Origin of the sequence: Labrys sp. (in: a-proteobacteria) (genome assembly GCF_047605565.1) — a bacterium.
In the GTDB taxonomy this organism is placed as follows: Bacteria; Pseudomonadota; Alphaproteobacteria; order Rhizobiales; family Labraceae; genus Labrys; species Labrys neptuniae.
In genome coordinates this window covers 137798-154134 of sequence record NZ_JASGFM010000013.1, presented here as the reverse complement: position 1 = coordinate 154134, position 16337 = coordinate 137798, and the positions used below count along the sequence as shown (strand labels likewise).

The 16337-nt window shown below is 67.3% G+C and carries 17 protein-coding genes and 1 pseudogene; 5 read left to right on the top strand and 13 right to left on the bottom strand.

Features of this window, described 5'->3' with window-relative positions; all coding sequences use genetic code 11:
- The 4 genes and pseudogenes from QM672_RS14340 to QM672_RS14325 form a co-directional block, all read left to right on the top strand.
- Positions 1–114, top strand: a pseudogene (locus QM672_RS14340) (S-(hydroxymethyl)glutathione dehydrogenase); the annotation flags it as partial.
- Positions 115–314: 200 nt separating this feature from the next.
- Positions 315–899 (top strand): Spy/CpxP family protein refolding chaperone, encoded by a 585-nt coding sequence (locus QM672_RS14335; protein WP_415083298.1) that lies wholly within the window; start codon positions 315–317, stop codon positions 897–899.
- Positions 900–1167: 268 nt separating this feature from the next.
- Positions 1168–1869, top strand: coding sequence for a response regulator (locus tag QM672_RS14330; protein WP_256390538.1), 702 nt, complete (start codon positions 1168–1170; stop codon positions 1867–1869).
- Positions 1870–1997: 128 nt separating this feature from the next.
- Positions 1998–3251, top strand: a complete 1254-nt coding sequence (locus QM672_RS14325) for a HAMP domain-containing sensor histidine kinase (protein ID WP_311943753.1) — start codon at positions 1998–2000, stop codon at positions 3249–3251.
- Positions 3252–3364: 113 nt separating this feature from the next.
- On the opposite strand, the gene QM672_RS14320 is transcribed toward QM672_RS14325, so the two are convergent.
- The 6 genes from QM672_RS14320 to QM672_RS14295 all read right to left on the bottom strand — a co-directional run bounded on the left by QM672_RS14320 (position 3365) and on the right by QM672_RS14295 (position 8274).
- Entirely contained in the window at positions 3365–3979 is a 615-nt protein-coding gene (locus QM672_RS14320) for an alpha/beta hydrolase (RefSeq protein ID WP_415083296.1), read from the bottom strand.
- On the bottom strand, positions 3976–4953 hold the full coding sequence (locus QM672_RS14315; RefSeq protein ID WP_311943748.1) for a glutathione S-transferase family protein: 978 nt from the start codon (positions 4951–4953) through the stop codon (positions 3976–3978). The genes QM672_RS14320 and QM672_RS14315 overlap by 4 nt, the downstream gene beginning before the upstream one ends.
- Positions 4954–4956: 3 nt before the next feature.
- Positions 4957–5808 (bottom strand): VOC family protein, encoded by an 852-nt coding sequence (locus QM672_RS14310; protein ID WP_415083293.1) that lies wholly within the window; start codon positions 5806–5808, stop codon positions 4957–4959.
- Between the two features lie 43 nt (positions 5809–5851).
- Positions 5852–6268 carry a DoxX family protein gene (locus tag QM672_RS14305; RefSeq protein ID WP_415083291.1) on the bottom strand — a complete coding sequence of 139 codons (417 nt, stop codon included), beginning with the start codon at positions 6266–6268 and terminating at the stop codon, positions 5852–5854.
- Between the two features lie 103 nt (positions 6269–6371).
- Positions 6372–7283: a LysR family transcriptional regulator gene (locus QM672_RS14300; protein WP_367625560.1), complete on the bottom strand. Its 912-nt coding sequence runs from the start codon at positions 7281–7283 to the stop codon at positions 6372–6374.
- A 91-nt stretch (positions 7284–7374) separates the two neighbouring features.
- Positions 7375–8274 carry a transglutaminase family protein gene (locus QM672_RS14295; protein WP_311943738.1) on the bottom strand — a complete coding sequence of 300 codons (900 nt, stop codon included), beginning with the start codon at positions 8272–8274 and terminating at the stop codon, positions 7375–7377.
- 194 nt (positions 8275–8468) lie between these two features.
- Between QM672_RS14295 and QM672_RS14290 the strand changes: the two genes are divergently transcribed.
- Positions 8469–9683: an aminotransferase class I/II-fold pyridoxal phosphate-dependent enzyme gene (locus tag QM672_RS14290; protein WP_311943736.1), complete on the top strand. Its 1215-nt coding sequence runs from the start codon at positions 8469–8471 to the stop codon at positions 9681–9683.
- 15 nt (positions 9684–9698) lie between these two features.
- Here QM672_RS14290 and QM672_RS14285 read toward each other — a convergent pair whose 3' ends face one another.
- The 7 genes from QM672_RS14285 to QM672_RS14255 are packed head-to-tail and all read right to left on the bottom strand — an operon-like array spanning position 9699 to position 16337.
- Positions 9699–11030, bottom strand: a complete 1332-nt coding sequence (locus QM672_RS14285) for a glycosyltransferase family 2 protein (RefSeq protein WP_415083288.1) — start codon at positions 11028–11030, stop codon at positions 9699–9701.
- 35 nt (positions 11031–11065) lie between these two features.
- Positions 11066–12298, bottom strand: coding sequence for a glycosyltransferase family 2 protein (locus QM672_RS14280; protein ID WP_415083286.1), 1233 nt, complete (start codon positions 12296–12298; stop codon positions 11066–11068).
- A complete protein-coding gene (locus tag QM672_RS14275) occupies positions 12298–13527 on the bottom strand; it encodes a glycosyltransferase family 2 protein (protein ID WP_415083284.1) in 1230 nt (409 codons plus the stop codon). The genes QM672_RS14280 and QM672_RS14275 overlap by 1 nt, the downstream gene beginning before the upstream one ends.
- Entirely contained in the window at positions 13524–14321 is a 798-nt protein-coding gene (locus QM672_RS14270; RefSeq protein ID WP_415083282.1) for an SDR family NAD(P)-dependent oxidoreductase, read from the bottom strand. The genes QM672_RS14275 and QM672_RS14270 overlap by 4 nt, the downstream gene beginning before the upstream one ends.
- Positions 14318–14716, bottom strand: a complete 399-nt coding sequence (locus QM672_RS14265; RefSeq protein ID WP_394314160.1) for a MaoC family dehydratase — start codon at positions 14714–14716, stop codon at positions 14318–14320. The genes QM672_RS14270 and QM672_RS14265 overlap by 4 nt, the downstream gene beginning before the upstream one ends.
- Entirely contained in the window at positions 14713–15132 is a 420-nt protein-coding gene (locus tag QM672_RS14260; RefSeq protein WP_415083281.1) for a hypothetical protein, read from the bottom strand. The genes QM672_RS14265 and QM672_RS14260 overlap by 4 nt, the downstream gene beginning before the upstream one ends.
- A complete protein-coding gene (locus QM672_RS14255; protein ID WP_415083280.1) occupies positions 15129–16337 on the bottom strand; it encodes a beta-ketoacyl-[acyl-carrier-protein] synthase family protein in 1209 nt (402 codons plus the stop codon). Before QM672_RS14255 ends, QM672_RS14260 begins: the two co-directional genes overlap by 4 nt.

The following is a 16337-nucleotide window of genomic DNA, read 5'->3' as shown; positions in this document are numbered from 1 at the left end:
GGCAAGATCGAGATCGACAGCCTGATCACCCACACCATGCCGCTCGACGAGATCAACACCGCCTTCGACCTGATGCATGAAGGCAAGTCGATCCGCTCGGTGGTCACCTTCTGAAGACCGGCTGCCGGGCCTGGCCTCGGCAGGACGCAATGATCGATCCGCGCTCGGTTTCCACGGGCGCGGATTTTCCTTATCCGCTTCATCTAACTTTACAAACGCCCGGACGGCGCGAAACCTCTCCTGGCTAGGCTTTGTCATCCCGCAATGCCCGGCGCGGCCCTTGCCGTGCGGCACTGCCCTTGATGGAGACTGACATGAGTGAAAGCCCGAACGCTTCCGTCCCCGCCCGCCGCTGGCCACGCGTGCTGGTGCTCGGCGGCGCCATGGCGGCCGGCATCGCCCTCGGCGCCGGCGGATTGGCTGCTGCCGCCGTAATGGGCGGTGGTGGCTGGCATCACGGCCCCCGGCTCGAGCGCATCCAGAATTTCGTGCGGATGTCGCTGGATTCGGTCGCGGCCACCTCCGAGCAGGAGGCCAAGGTGCACGACATCGTCGCCGCCGCCTATACCGACCTCGCCCCCAAGCCGGAAGACAGGGCCGCCTTCCGCAAACAGGCCATCGATCTCCTGCGCGCGCCCACGATCGACAAGGCGGCGGTCGAGAAACTGCGCAGCGACTTCGTAGCGCGGACGGACGCCAAGTCGAAACGCTTCGTCGAAGCCGTGCTCGCTACCGCCGACGTGCTGACGCCCGAGCAGCGCGCCAAGCTGGCCGATCGTGCCGATCTTTGGCGCCCGCACGGCCCGATGATGGGCGGCCATCGCGGACACCCTGACAGACAAGGCCGCCCCGAACGGCCGGATGATGGCGGCCAGGACGGCGAGAACGGCGACAATTGAGGCCCCTGGAGCAGAGCGCACTTGGCGAAAAACGCCGCTTTGCTCCAACTCGCTGTTGCCAGGCCAATCCAACGGATTGGCGAGTGTGCCTTCGCGATACATGGCAATTCCATCAAGTCGCGAAACGCTCTAGGATCGATACAGAATGACGGCCGCTCCTCCCGGGGAGCGGCCGAATGGATTTGTCTTCAACTCTTTGTTTTGACGCATTTTCTCAATTGAAAAGTCGACCGTCTTTTCCAGAAAATGCATTCGTGCGGAGCAGGCAGTGGGCGTGGAACGCATCCTGATCATCGACGACGACACCAGGCTGGCCGCCATGCTCGGCGATTATCTGGCGGCGGCGGGTTTCGACGTCGATCACAGGCCGTCGGGCACGGAAGGCCTCGGCGCCATCGAGCGCGACGGCTACGATGCCGTGGTACTCGACATCATGCTCCCGGACTTCGACGGCTTCGAGGTCTGCCGTCGCCTGCGCATGCGCTCCAACATTCCCGTGGTGATGCTGACTGCAAGGGGCGACGACACCGATCGCATCGTCGGGCTCGAGATCGGCGCCGACGACTATCTGCCCAAGCCCTTCAACCCGCGCGAACTGCTCGCACGCCTGCGGGCGGTGCTGCGCCGGCGCACCGCGCCGGCCGAACTCGACAACCAGACCCTGCGCTTCGGGCGTCTCACCATTGATCGCGGTTCGCGCAGCGCCCGCATCGATGGCGAGGAACGTCCGCTCACCAGCCATCAGTTCGATCTGCTCCTGGCGCTGGCCGACAATGCAGGCCGGGTGCTCAACCGCGAAAGACTGATGGATCTGGTGAAGGGCGAGGAGCTGGAGGTCTTCGACCGTTCGATCGACGTGCACATCTCCCGCATCCGCGCCGCCATCGAGGACGATGCCAAGCATCCGCGCCGCATTCTCACCGTGCGCGGTGCCGGCTATGTCTTCGCCAAGCGGCAGGATGCGGACTAGAGCAAAGTGCGATTTCGCTGAATCGCACTTTCTCTCTAACCTTTTGTTTTGACGCGTTTTCTTAATCGAAAAGTCTATCAACTTTTTGGAAAACGCTCTAGCCTGATCGGGACCAAGAGCCAGCGCCCATGCTGATATTCTTTCGCAAGCGTCTGTTCTGGCAGGTCTACCTCACCCTGCTCGCCTGTCTCGTCGTGCTGGCGCTGCTGGTCGGCTCGCTCTGGCGCATGGCGGGCGATACGGCCGGCGAACGTTGGGGCGCGTTGCGCGTCCGGCTGACCGACGAGCTGGTGCGCTTCCAGGAACGCACGCCGGAAGACCTGCCTAACGAGATCCGCAAGCTCAGCGAGGAAATGGGCGCCTCGATCTCCGTCTACAGCAAGCAGCGCGTGCTGATCGCCTCGCGCGGCTTTCCAATCGCCCTGCCGGCTGGAGACGACGATGTGCCACAGCGCTGGCTCGATCATGTCGTCCGCCTCGACCTGCCGGGCGGGCGCACCGTGCTCGCGCAATTGCCGCGGCCGCCGAAGCCGGGCTTGCGCGTGCTGCTGCTGGCCCTCCTGGTCGCCGGCGGCGTCGGTATCGCGGCCTGGCCGGCGACGGCCCGGCTGACCCGTCGCCTCGAAACGCTGCGCGCCGGTGTCGAGAGCTGGGGCAGCGGCGCCTTGAACCGACGGGTGGCGGAACAGGGAACCGACGAGGTCGCCATGGTGGCCCGCAGCTTCAACGGCGCCGCCAGCCGGATCGAGGCCCTGGTCAATTCCCAGAAGGCGCTGCTCGCCAATGCCAGCCACGAATTGCGTTCGCCCCTGGCAAGGCTGCGCATGGCGGTGGAAATCGGCGCGGACAAACCCAGCGCGGCTGTGCGCGAGGAGATCAACCGGGACCTGCAGGAGATCGACCAGCTGGTGGAGGAGATCCTGCTCGCCAGCCGGCTCGACTATGCCACCGCCATGCCGCTCGAAGGGGTTCCGGTCGACCTCCTGGGCCTGGCGGCCGAGGAGGCCGCCCGCACCGGCGCCGCCGCCGATGGCGAGCCCGTGGAAATCCGCGGCGATGCCACGCTGCTGCGCCGGCTGATGCGCAACCTCCTGGAGAATGCCGGCAAGCATGGCAGGCCGCCGGTGGAGATCACCATCGCCAGCGACAAGGGACAGGCCCGCATCGAGGTAAGCGACCGCGGCCCCGGCATTGCCGAGAAAGAGCGAGACCATCTGTTCGAGCCGTTCTACCGGCCCGCCGGCCGCAGCGAGACCTCCGGTGGCTGGGGCCTGGGCCTGGCGCTGGTGCGCCAGATTGCCGGGCGCCACCGCGGCTCGGTACGCTGCGAAAGCCGCGAAGGCGGCGGCAGCCGTTTCGTGGTGGAACTGCCGCTGGCGTGAATGCGTACCGTATCTACCGTCGCGCAGCCCCTCACCCTTACCCTCTCCCCGTAAGAACGGGCGAGGGTAAGGGTGAGGGGCTGCGCAAACATCTCAGACGTGTCGGGCCAACGCTAAGCATGCGCTCGGGTGCCCAGGCGCCGCGCCAGGAAATCCACCGCCTGCATGGCGCCTTCCGATGAGATGGTGTGATCGAGGCCGGGCTCGATGAAGAGCTCGGTATGGACACCTGCACGATCGAGCCGCTCGGCCGCCGCCTCGCTTTCGCGCGCGGGAATGATCCTGTCGGCCTCGCCATGGACCAGCAAGGCGGCGCTTCCCGCCGCCGGTGCCAGGGGGGCCGGTGTCGCCAGCCTCGCGGAAAAGGCGACGACCGCCAGCGGCCAGCGGCCGGAAGCGAGTGCGTCGAGCGCCATGATCCCGCCCTGCGAAAAGCCCGCCAATGCCACGCGTTCGGGCGCCTGCGAAAAGCCGTGCCTGTCGATGGCCTCCTGAACGGTGGCGTCGAAGGCGGTCCGGGCGGCGACAATGCGCCCGCCGCGATTCTGCGCGTTCACACCGGCGACGCTGAACCATTGCCGGCCCCGGCCGCCCTCGAAGACGAAGGGCGCGTCCGGCGCTGCCAAGGTGGCGCCCGGCAACATTTCGCGCCAGATGTCACCCAGATGCATGAGGTCGCCGCCATTGCTGCCGACGCCATGCAGGAGGATGATCAGGCTCTCCGTCATGCCGCCTTGGCCTCGACCGTGGTCAATCCCGGCAGGTCGGGGCCGACAGGCACGATGCCATTGGGATTGAGCGCCTTGATCGAATAATAGCCGCGCTTGATGTGATCGATGCTGACGGTCTCGCGGATCCCGGGCACTGCCAATATCGCGGCGAGATAGGCCGAGAGCGCCGGATAGTCGGCAATCCGCCTGAGATTGCATTTGAACAGCCCGTGATAGGCGGCATCGAAGCGCACCAACGTCACGAACAGGCGGATATCGGCTTCGGTCAGGCGGGCGCCGAACAGGAAGGGGCCGCCGGCCGCAAGACGCTGCTCGATCCGGTCGAGCATGGCGAAAATGCCCCAGAAGGCGGCCTCATAGGCCTCTTGCGTGGTGGCGAAGCCGGCGCGATAGACGCCGTTGTTGAGGCTGGGATAGATGGCCTCGTTCAGGGCGTCGATCTCGGGGCGCAGATCCGCGGGGTAGAGGTCGATGTCATTGCGGGCGAGGGCACCGAAACCATCATTGAGCATGCGCAGGATATCGGCGGACTCGTTGTTGACGATCGTGCCGCGCTGCTTGTCCCACAAGACCGGCACCGTGGCGCGGCCGGTATAGTTGGGATCGGCCCGGGTATAGATCTCGTGGATATAGGTGGCGCCGTTCACCGTGTCGGGCGTCGCGCCGGGATAGGTGCCGAAGCGCCAGCCCTGTTCGGTGGTTGAAGGTTCGACCACACTGACGGAGATGGCGTCATCGAGCCCCTTGAGCCTGCGGCCGATCAGGGTGCGCGAGGCCCAGGGGCAGATCAGCGCGACATAGAGATGATAGCGCCCGGTTTCGGCCTTGAAACCGGCCTCGCCCGTCGGCCCGGCGCTGCCGTCGGGCGTGACCCAATTGCGGAACTTCGAGACCTGGCGCACGAAACCGCCCTGCTTGTCGGTCGCCTGCACCGGGTGCCAGTCGGCGCTCCATTTTCCGTTGACCAGCATGACTCAGCCTTTGCGGGTGACGATGGAGAACGAGGTTCCCCAGGGATCGTGCAGGGCGAAGCCGCCTTGCTTTTCCGTAGTGGCAACGCCGGCAGCCCGTACACGGTTCCGCAAGGCGGCAAGGATGTCTTCATCGGCTGCGATCATCGCGACCTCGGCCAGGCCCGTCGAAGGAAAATCGCGCGGGCCCGCCCCTCGGCTGTTCCAGATATTGGCGGCCAGATGATGGTGATAGCCGCCCGTCGCATAGAAGCTGGCACCCGGATAGCGGGCGGTGAGATCGAAGCCGAGCGCACCGCCGAAGAAGGCATCCGCCGGCTCGGTGGCGCCGACCTGGAGATGCACATGGCCGACGATACCGCCTGCCGGATAGCCTTGCCAGCGCGTCGTGCCGGCAGCGGCGATCACGTCCTGCGCGTCCAGGCGTTCGGTCGACATCGTCACCGTGCCGCCGTCGACGCTCCAGGCACTGCGCGGGCGATCGGCATAGACTTCGATGCCGTTGCCTTCGGGATCGGACAGATAGATCGCCTCGCTGACCAGGTGATCCGAAGCGCCCTGAAGCGGCAGCCGCGCCTCGACGGCATGCTTGAGCCAGCGGCCGAGATCGGCCCTGTCAGGCAGCAGGAAGGCCGTGTGGAACAGGCCGGCCTCCCGGGGCGAACGCTGCCGGGCCTTGGGATCATGCCGCAGTTCCAGGAGCACCGTCTCGCCGGTTCCGAGCCGGCGCAGGCCCGCCTCCGACGACACCACCTGCAGGCCGATCGCCTGTTCGTAGAAATGGCTTGTCGCATCGAGGTCGTGCACGGTCAGGCCGACCGTGCCGATGCTGAGGGGAGCGTCACTGGCTGACATGATATCCTCCGGACGAGGGCGGGTTAACGCGCCAAGCATTGCGTCAGTTGGCGGCGGCGCGCGAAGGGGTCGGCCTCAGCGCCAGGGCACCGTCGCCGATCAGGGCAAGCGCGAGAAGGCCGGCGATCCACAGCGCCAGGAATTCCCAGCCGCCATTGGGATTGGTGAAGAAGAAGCCGGCCGGGCCGTGCACGGTGGCGATGGCGCCTGCCAGCACCGGAATCAGCGCCAGGGCAGCCAGGCGCGGCCAGACGCCGAGAATAAGCGCAAGCGCGCCGATGATCTCCCAGGCAATGGTCACATAGGCCAGCGCCGGCGGCAGGCCGAGCGAGCCGAAGAACTGGGCGGTGCCGGCCGGCGTGAACACGAAGATCTTCAGCCCGGCATGGGCCAGGAAGAGAACGCCGAGCGCCAGGCGCAGCAACAGGGCGGCATAGGGGGCGGTGCGGGTGTCGAACATGATCGTCTCCAGGGACAGGATTGCTGCCTGTACATTGCACCATTTCCGTTCTGGAGATTATCCTGGTTCAGGACAGAACATTCCTTCCATTGTGGAACTTATGTCAGGACCATCCCTGCTCCCAGGGCGGCCTGCCGCGATAGCGTTCGGCCAGGAAATCGACGAGAACGCGTATCTTGGCCGCGAGATGCCGGCCGGGCGGATAGAGGGCATAGGCGCCGAGCGGCCTGTCCTCGAAGCTGCGCAGCACGGGCTTGAGGCGGCCCGCTCGCAGCGCCTCGCCGCCCAGGAAGCTCGGCCCACAGGCAATGCCGAGCCCTGCCTCCGCCGCCTTGAAGCTCGCCTCCCCGTTCGAGAATTGCAGCCGTCCCCTGACCGCCACCTGCAGCGACGCCCCATCCGTCTGGAAACGCCAGCTCAGCGGATCGCTGTAATTGGTATCGATGATGCATTCATGGCGCGCCAATTCGCGGGGGTGCAGGGGCTCGCCATGTTCGGCGAGATAGACGGGCGCCGCCACCGTCACCATGCTGACCTCACAGAGCTTGCGGGCGATCAGACTGGAATCGCCGGGGTTGCCGATGCGAACCGCCATGTCGAAGCCTTCGTCGACCAGGCTGACCACGCGGTCGGTGAAGCCGACATCGAGCTGGATATCGGGATAGAGCTTGGCGAAGGCGACGAAGGCTGGCGCCAGATGCATGGTGCCGAAGCTGAGGGGCGCGGAGAGCTTGATGCGTCCCGCCGCGAGGCCCGAGGCGCTGCGAACGGAAGCATCGAGGGCATCGAACTCCTCCAGCACGGCCTTGATGCGATCGTAATAGGCGCGGCCGATCTCGGTCGGCGACAAGGCCCGTGTGGTGCGCTTGAGCAATTGCACGCCGAGATCGGCTTCCAGCCGCGACACCAGCTTGGAAGCCTGGCCGGAACTGGTACCGAGCCGGGCCGCCGCGTGGGAGAAGCTGCCGGCCTCCAGCACTGCCACGAACATGCGGTCGCATTCGAGCCGTTCCATACATTGCTTCCGGTTCGGAGAGAATGAAGCCCATTCTAGCTTCTAAAGTCCCCGCTCGGAAAGAATATTGGCCTTCAAACAAGGCCGAACGTCACCTGTACGGCGACAGGCCCGCCTCCTCGACCTCCTCGACATCCACGCCGACCCACAGCCCGATGAAGGCGGTGGGCGTGCCGATGAACGAGCCTGATATCGGTATCGCCTGATGCGGCTCGCGCACCGCCGCGATGCGAATCAGGCGGTCGGACGCCACCAGGCCATTGGTGGGATCGAACTCGATCCAGCCAATATCCGGCAGATAGACGTCGGCCCAGGCATGGCTCGCGCCGGCGCCTTGCAGGATCTGCGCTCCTCCCTCGGGCGGCGGATCGAACAGATAGCCCGAGACGAAGCGCGCTCCGAAGCCGAGCAGCCGGGCCGCGGCGATGAACAGGGCTGCGAAGTCACGGCAGGCGCCGCTTCGGTTTGCGAAGGTGACGGCCGGATCCTGGGTCGATTGTTCGAAGCGGGTGACATAGGCGAACTCGCCATGGATCTCCTGGCACAGGCCGGTGAGCAGATCCCGCGCCCCGCCCGGATGGCGCTTCGGGGCCCCGGCGATCCAGAGCCTGAGATCGTCGGGATAGTCGTCGGCCGAGGCGAGCATGGCAGCACCGAGATCGATGGTCTCGTCGGCCGAATAGGTAACCGGGAAAGGTGCCTCGCCGCCGGTCAGGTGGTTGGTTGGCACCGCCGAGGCGAAGCGTTCGATCTCGAGCCGGCTCTCGATCGACAATTCGCCGGCCTGGCCCGTGAAGACCCCCGTGCAGACCTCGTTGCCGAAGACATCGTAGGTCCAGGCAAACTCGGCCGGCAGCGAGGTGGTCAGGGTGGCCGAGATCAGTCGCATCTCATGGCTGTCGCGTGGGCGCAGCATCATGCGATGCGGCCCAAAGCTGACCGATTCGGCATAGCGATAGGTCGTGCGATGGCTGACGATCAGGCGTTTCAAGGCACGAACTCCCTTCGGGCAGCAGATTCATCCCGGTCCGGATGGACGAGGCGAAAAAATAAGGTATGACCGAAACGAGCCGGCAAGTGGAAACTCTTGCCGGGCGATCGAGTTTCATGATCTGGCGAAATTGCCGGGAATCACAAAGACACTCCAGCCAATCCGTTGGATTGGCTTGGAAACAAGGAGTAACGATGGCAGGGCCGCCGGGCATCAGGGCACGATCGCAGGGATTCGCCGATATTTTCGACCGCTCCACCGGGGGCGCCCTCACCCCGCTCAGCGTGGTGATCGAGCGAGTGCTGAGCCCGGTTCGGGCGGTGATCGAGGGGCGCGAAACCCTGATGTTCGGCACCAACTCCTATCTCGGCCTCAATTTCGATCCCACCTGCATCGAGGCAGCCAGTATGGCGCTGGCGAGCTTCGGCACGGGCTCGACCGCCTCGCGCGTCGCCAGCGGCAACCAGGCCCTGCATGTCGAGCTGGAAAAGGCGATCGCCGAGCTCTACGGCCGGCGCGATGCCGTGGTGTTCTCCACCGGCTTCATGGCCAATCTCGGTGCCATCGGCGGGCTGGTGCGCGAAGGCGACGCCGTGGTGCTCGACGCCCATTGCCATGCCTCGATCTTCGATGCCTGCCGGCTCTCGGGCGCCAAAATCCTCACCTTCAAGCACAATGACGCTGCCGATCTCGCCCGCATCATCGCACAAAGCGAGATCGCGCCAAGCCGCCTGCTCGTCATCGTCGAGGGCCTCTACAGCGTGCTCGGCGATGTCGCCGCGCTCGAAGCGATCAGTGCCGTGACGTCCGAGACCGGCGCCGTGCTGCTGGTCGACGAGGCCCATTCGCTCGGGCTCTACGGCGCCCGGGGGCGCGGCGTCGCCGAAGCGCAGGGCGTGGAAGACAAGGTCGACGTCATCGTCGGCACCTTCTCCAAGAGCGTCGGCGTGGTCGGCGGCTATTGCGTCACCAATGATCCGGCCTTCCGGGCCCTGCGTTTTGCCGCGCGCAGCTATCTCTATACCGCCTCCCTGCCGCCGCCGGTGGTGGCCGCAGCCCGGCAGGCGCTCTCGATCATCGCCGGTGACAACGAGCGCCGCGCAACCGTGTTCAGCCATGCCGAAGCCCTGCATCGCGGCCTGACCGGCCTCGGGCTGCCGCCTCTGGCCCCGCCTGGCCCGGTCGGCGCCGTGCGCATGCCGGGCATCAAGGCAGGGCTCGACACCTGGACCGCCCTGCTTCGCGCCGGGCTCTACGTCAACATGCTGATCCCACCGGCCACGCCCAATGGCGAGGTGGTGCTGCGCTATTCGGTCTCGGCCGCCCACAGCGCCGCCGATATCGAGCGTGCGCTCGACATCATCGCCGCTGCCGGCCGTCAGACCGGCGTGCTCAGGCCGGCGGCCTGAGACAACGGACCAGTCTCAGACGACCTTGGGCGCTGCCGTGGATTTCGGGGTGCGCACGAACTCGCTGCGTTTTCCGAAGATCACTTCGCGCTGGGCGGGGCCGATGACGGCGCCGATGCGGAAGAGATCGCGGGAGACCTGCACGAATTCACGCAGGAAATCGGAGAGGCTGGTCTCCCCGGGCCGCAGGGACAGATTGCCGGCCCTGAGGAACACGAAGAGCGCGATATAACCGATCAGCAGCTGGCCGATCAGGATACCGGCCAACTCCCAGCGCAGCGGCGCGCCCAGCACGATCGCGCCGATGCCGGCCGGCAGGGCCACGGCCCAGGCCAGGCCCGACCACCACACCCCCAGATGCATCGCCGCCTTGAGGCGATCGGTGAGCGAGAGCGAACCGTCGCCGAGGATCGGGCAGAGCAGGCGCAGCATCACTTCGCCGAAGCCCTTGGTCCAGCGCTGCTGCTGGGTCATCCAGGCCTTCATCGTCTCGGGAAGTTCGCCGGGCACCGGCACGCTCATCAGGAAGGAGCCGCGCCGGCCGATGCGCCAGGCCCGGTAGGACAGGTCGAGATCCTCGGCCAAGGTGCCGCCGCGCCAGCCGCCGGCCGCCTCGATCGCCTCCCGGCGCCAGACGCCGCAGGTGCCGTTGAACGGTAGGGGATGGCCGGCCCAGCAGCGGGTGCCCTGCTCAATGGCGAGATGGGCGTCGAGCAGCACCGCCTGGGTGCGGGTCAGCGGGTTGGCATCCCGGTTCAGATAGTCGAAGCGGGCCTGGATGAAGGCGAGCTTGGGATCCGCCAACAGGCAGGTCATGGTCTTCTTGAGGAAGTCGGGGTCGGGCACGTAGTCGACGTCGAGAATGGCGAAAAAGCCATGCGGCGTCAGCGTCATCGCATTGGCGAGCGCGCCGGCTTTGTATTCGGTGCGATCCTTGCGATGGATCAGCACCACGTCGAAGCCCTGCGCCCGGCGCCGCGCCACCTCTTCATTGGCGAAGACGGTGGAGCCGTCGGTGGAATCGTCGAGGATCTGGATATGCAGGCGCTCGCGCGGCCAGTCGAGAGCGGTGGCGGCGTCGAGCGCACGGGCGACCATGGCGCCTTCATTGAAGGTGGGGATCTGCACCACCACATCCGGCAGGTCGGCCCGGTCAGGCAGGCCCCGCGCCAGCAGGAGGCGCTCGGCCTCGACACCGACCTTGCGCAGGCGCCAATGCTTGAAGACGAGATAGAAGGTCGCCAGGGTCGAGCCGAAGGTGACCGACCAGCCGAGCAACGATATCACGGCCAAGATCACCGCCAGCCAGCCGGCGACCGCCCACAAACTCTCCCACAAACCCGTCAAACTCCGTCTCTCAGCCCCGTTCCAGCCTGTCGCCGCTACCGGTCTCCCTGTTTCGGCGTGCGCACGAAATCGTGCCTTGCAGCGAAGGGCGCCGTCACCACGCCCGCCGAATTGGCCAAAGCCAGAAAGACGAGCAGGACCGGAATTGCGATCAGGGTTGCCCCGTAGCGGATGATACCACCCCGGCGCAAGCGCAGAAATGGCGGCAGGGTGATGAGAAGGGCCGAAGTCCCGGCATAAAGGGCGGCTGCCGTCGCCAGGACGGCATGTCCGCTACCGAAACCACGCAGCAGGCCATCGAGGACGAAGGCGGCGACCGCCAGCACGAGACAGGGCAGGCCGAGCTGCAGGCCGAGGAGCAGGCTGGTGCCGAATTTGGCAGCAAGGTTCCAGTTCGAATGCCAGACCAGCGGCAGCCCCTTGCGTGCGACCTGGACGAAGCCGGTCGACCAGCGGGCCTGCTGTACGCGCCAGCTGGCGAGGTCGGCCGGCGCCTCGCAGGTCAGCGGAGGCTCGAGCGTCAGCTGGCCGTGCCAGCCGGCGGCATAGCTGCGCAGCGTCAGATCGAGATCCTCGGCCAGCGTATCGGCGGACCAGCCGCCGGCCGCCTCGATGGCGGCGCGGCGCCAGACTGCACCGGTGCCGTTGAACTGGAACAGGTCGCCGCCGACCTGCCTTCCCGCCTGTTCGGCGAGGAAATGCGCATCGACCGAGAATTGCTGGCCCAAAGTCATCCAATTCTGGTCGCGATTGCCGAACTCGAAGCGGAACTGCACGAAGGCCGCCCCCTGGTCGGCCGCCAGTACCGCTGCCGCTTGCCTCAGCCATTGGCGTGGTGCCCTGAAATCGGCATCGAGAATGGCAATCAAGGGCGCATCGGAGCGCTGCATGCCTTCGGCCAGGGCGCCAGCCTTGAAGCCGTCCCGGTTCACCCGCCTGACCTGCTGCACCAGCGGGCCTCCCGGCGGCAGGCTGGCGATGGCGGCAGCGGCCAGGGCCGCCGTCTCGTCGGTGGAATCATCGAGGAGCTGGATGGTCAGCCGATCGGCAGGCCAGTCCAGCGCCAGGGCCGAGGCCAGGGCCCCCTCGACCGAACCGGCCTCGTTGTAGAGCGGGATCTGCAGGAGAATAGGCGGGCACTCGGCATCCGGCTGCATCGGCGGCGGCCGGTAGCGGCGCGCGCGCCAGGCCAGGCGCAGATGCTGGCCCAGCAGCACGACAAGGAAAAGGCCGGCGACAAAGCCGATGGCATCGATCAGGAAGAGCATCAGCGCCGCCCTGCCAGGGCGATTGTGGCCCCGCCCCAGGCGAGGCGACGCGCCGCGAGGGCGTTCAGCCATAGTGCCGGCATGATCGCTTCCCGGAGCAGCACGGCGAGCGGCGTGGCCGGGGAGAGCGGCCAGCCCTTGCGCCAGGCGAGGGCGCATTCTGCCGCGGGCCAGAGGAGGAGCGTCAGCACCAGCAGGGCAATGGCAGGCAGGCCGAGGAGAGTGGCACCGGCGAGCGCCGCCAGACAGGCGGCGGGCAGGCCGGTCAAGAGCTCGGCGGCGAAGGCCAGGGGTTCTTCCAGGCGCCGGCAGATCGCCCAGCGCAGATGGCGCTGCCAGATCTCGCCGGGCCGGCGGGCGCCAAGGTCCTGGTCGACGGTGGCCGCGGCGAAGACCGGTCGCAGCCCCCTCGCCTGCAGAAGCTTGGCCAGGGCATGGTCGTCGGCGACCGCACGGAGGATCGTGGAGATGCCGCCGGCGGCTTCGAGATCGCCACGCCGCAGCAGCATGGCCGCGCCGATACCGGCACCGCCCCCGAGCGCGGAGAGCGCCAGCAACAGCCGCCCGCCATAGGAGTTGACGAGGCTCGCCTCGACCAGGGCCGGGAAATTGCCGGGCCTGCGCGCCACCGGCACACAGGAGACCAGTCCGACGCCGGGCGTGAGGCTCGCCATCATCGCGGCCAGGGCGCCGGGCGGCAGAATGGTGGCGGCATCCTTGATCAGCAGGAGATCGTGCTCAGCCGCTTCCACCGGTTCGATCAGATTGGCGATCTTCGGATTGGCACCGGGAATGGGCGTGGTGACATGGACGCTGATCGTCAAAGCCTTCTCCACGAAGTGGGGAAGGTGGCCCGACGAAGTCGGGTCGGATGGGGTGTGGTCGGCTTGCACGGCTTCATCCGGATAGGACACTGGCAGCGGGCCGCACCCCATCCGTCGTTGCTTCGCAACGCCACCTTCCCCACTTCGCGGAGAAGGCTCTGCGTCGCTCACCGAGAACAGGATTTCGAGGCCGGGATGATCCAGCCGCAGGAGCGCCTGATTCGCTTCGCTCTCCGCTTCCTCAACCTGCCGCAGCGGCACCAGCACCGAGACGGGCCTGCGTTCGCCGGCAACGGCCCGGCGTGCCGCGAGCGCCGGCTGGAGCAAAGCGAGCAGCGTGGAGCCGAGCAGCAGGCAGACGAGAGCGACCCACCACAGGCCTGCCAGGGCCGCGAGGAGCGTCATGGCCCGCTTGTCTCCCGCTCCCTCGTCAACGGCACATCGACACCGGGACGATCGAGCAGCCAGTCCCCGAAACGCGCGGGCAGCAAAGTGAGCAGGCGCAATCCCGCATAGAGGATGAAGGGAAAGGCGATCACCGGCTTGCGGCGGTCGAGGCCGCTGCGGATGATGCGGGCTGCTCTGGTGGCGGTGAGCTTGAACGGCTGCGGCGCGACGAGCTCGGCATTCAGCGGCGTGGTGACGAAGCCCGGCGCGATCAGGCTGACGGCGATGCCTTCGCGCTTCAGGGCCGGCCGGATGCCTTCGGCATAGGCGTGAATGGCGGCCTTGGCCATGGAATAGGCCGGCGAGGACGGAAAGCCGCGCAGGCCGGCCAGCGAGCCGACCAAGGCGACGTGACCGCGGCCTCGGCGACGCATCGCATCCAGCGCCGGCTCGATGGTGTTGACCGCTCCCATCAGGTCGACGGCGAGCACCGCCCGCATCGCCTCAGCGGGGTCGAGCGGCCTTTGCGCGCTGGTGCCCGAGACGATGCCGGCACAGGCGATGGCGAGGTCGATCGGCGCCTCGCCGTCCCGGGCTGTGATCCAGGCGGCAAGCGCCTCGCGATCACGGACATCGATGCGGCCGGTGACGACCGCAGCCGCGCGTGCCCGGCAGAGTTCGGCGATGTCGGCCAGCCGCGCCTCGTCTCGGCCGACGAGGAGGAGGGCATTTTCGGACGTGGCATATTCGAGGGCGAGGGCCCTGCCGATACCGCTGCTGGCCCCGGTGATCAGCACGGTCCGGCGGCTCATGACCCACCCTCCATCGCACGCGACAGAGTCGCTTCCGCCATGCAGGCGACGACGCCGCCGCTCGTCTTGACGAAGAGGCGCAGCACGGCCGGCTCGCCGTTATCGTGACGCTTGACCGTTCGCCCGGAAATCTCGACCTCGGCCCCGACGGGTACCGGTGCCATGAAGCGGGTGGACAGGCCTGCGATCACAGCCTGCGGCAGGAAACGCCGCACCGCCTCATTGAGATAGGCGACCAGCAGCATGCCATGCACCGGCGCTGCCTCCAGGCCGATGGTGCGGGCGATGGCCGCGCTGACATGCAGGGGGTTGGTGTCGCCCGAGGCCCGGGCGAACGCCTCCACCTCGGCCGCGCCGATCGGGCCGATGGTGAGCGGCGGCATCGAGGCGCTCATTGCGCCAGCTCCGGCTGGAACAACCGGTAGGTCGCTGCGAAATCGGCGATGACCTCGCCATCCCGGCCTTCGATATGCGCCTCGATCTGCACATCGTCGGGCATGGCGGCATCCGCCCGCCGGGTGATCACGAAGCGAATCTCCTCGCCGATGCGCAAGGCGCGCCGATAGCCGAAGCGCTGGGCGATCAGCACGGGAATGAGATGTTCCTCGCCGGCAAGATCGTCGAAGGCAGCCTTGGCGGCCGGATGCCACAGCCAGATCGCTGGAAAGGTCGCGGGAACCTCGTCGCCATCGCCTGTCGATCCTTGGCTCATCTTGCCGTCGAAGGCCGTCGCCTCGCGGTAGCGCCGCACGGCATCCGCCTCGACCCGGGCCGCAATGGGGCCGATGGAGAGAGGCGGCGGCGCGCTCATGCCTGCCCGACGATCAGCACCGCATTGATGCCGCCAAACGCGAAGGAATTCGTCATGGCATGGCGCATCGTCACCGCCCTCTTCTGCCCCGGCACGCAGTCAAGATCGCATCGGGGATCGGGCGTTGTCCAGTTGAGCGTTGGCGGTACCACGCCTTCTCGCAGAGCCATCACCGTGATCGCCAGCTCGATGGCGCCGGCCGCCCCGAGGGCATGGCCGTGCACCGGCTTGGTGGAGGAGACGGGCAGGCCGGGCAGGCGCGCGTCGAAGACAGCGGCCAGCGCGGCCGCCTCGGTGGCATCATTGGCGAGCGTGCCGGTGCCGTGGGCGTTGACATAGTCGATCGCCTCCGGCCCGAGCCCGGCATCAGCCAGGGCCTGGCGCATCGCGGCAGCGGCACCGCCGGCATCCGGGCGCACGATGTCGCCGGCATCGCTGGAGGTGCCGTAGCCGCAGAGCTCAGCCAGCGGAGTCACGCCCCTGTCCCTAGCACTCTCCTCGCTCTCCAGCACGAAAATGGCGGCACCTTCTCCGAGTACCATGCCGTTGCGATCCTTGGAGAAGGGACGACAGGCATTGGGAGAGAGCACGCGCAGGGCTTCCCAGCCCTTCATGCCCGAGGCGGTGATGCAGGCCTCGGCCCCGCCGACCACGGCGCGATCGACGATGCCGGCACGGATGAAATGGGCACCGAGGCCGATGGCCTGGGTGCCGGAGGCACAGGCGCTGGCAATCGCGAAGGACGGGCCGCGCGCGCCATAGCGGGCGCTCAGCTGCGAGGCGGCGCCATTGGGCATCAGGCGCGGCACGCTCCAGGGATCGAGGCGCTGGCCGGTGACATAGGCGTTGTGGATGCCGATCTCGATGGTTTCACCGCCGCCGATGCCGGTGCCGACGATGGTGGCGGTGCGCTCGCCCTGCCGATCGGCGCGGGCAAAGCCGGCCTGGGCCAGCGCTTCGTCGCCGGCGACGATCGCGAGCTGGGTGAAGCGGTCGCAAAAGGCCAGCACGTCGGGCTCGATATGATCGGCCGGATCGAAGCCACGCAACTGCCCGGCGATGCGGATGTTGTGGCGCAGTTCCCGCGCCACTTCGAGCGGGCCGATGGCGCTCCGGCCCTCGCGGGCGGCCTCCCACAGCGCCGGAACACCAAGCCCCGCCGCCGTCGCCGCCCCCATGCCGGTAATATAGACGCGTCTTTTCAA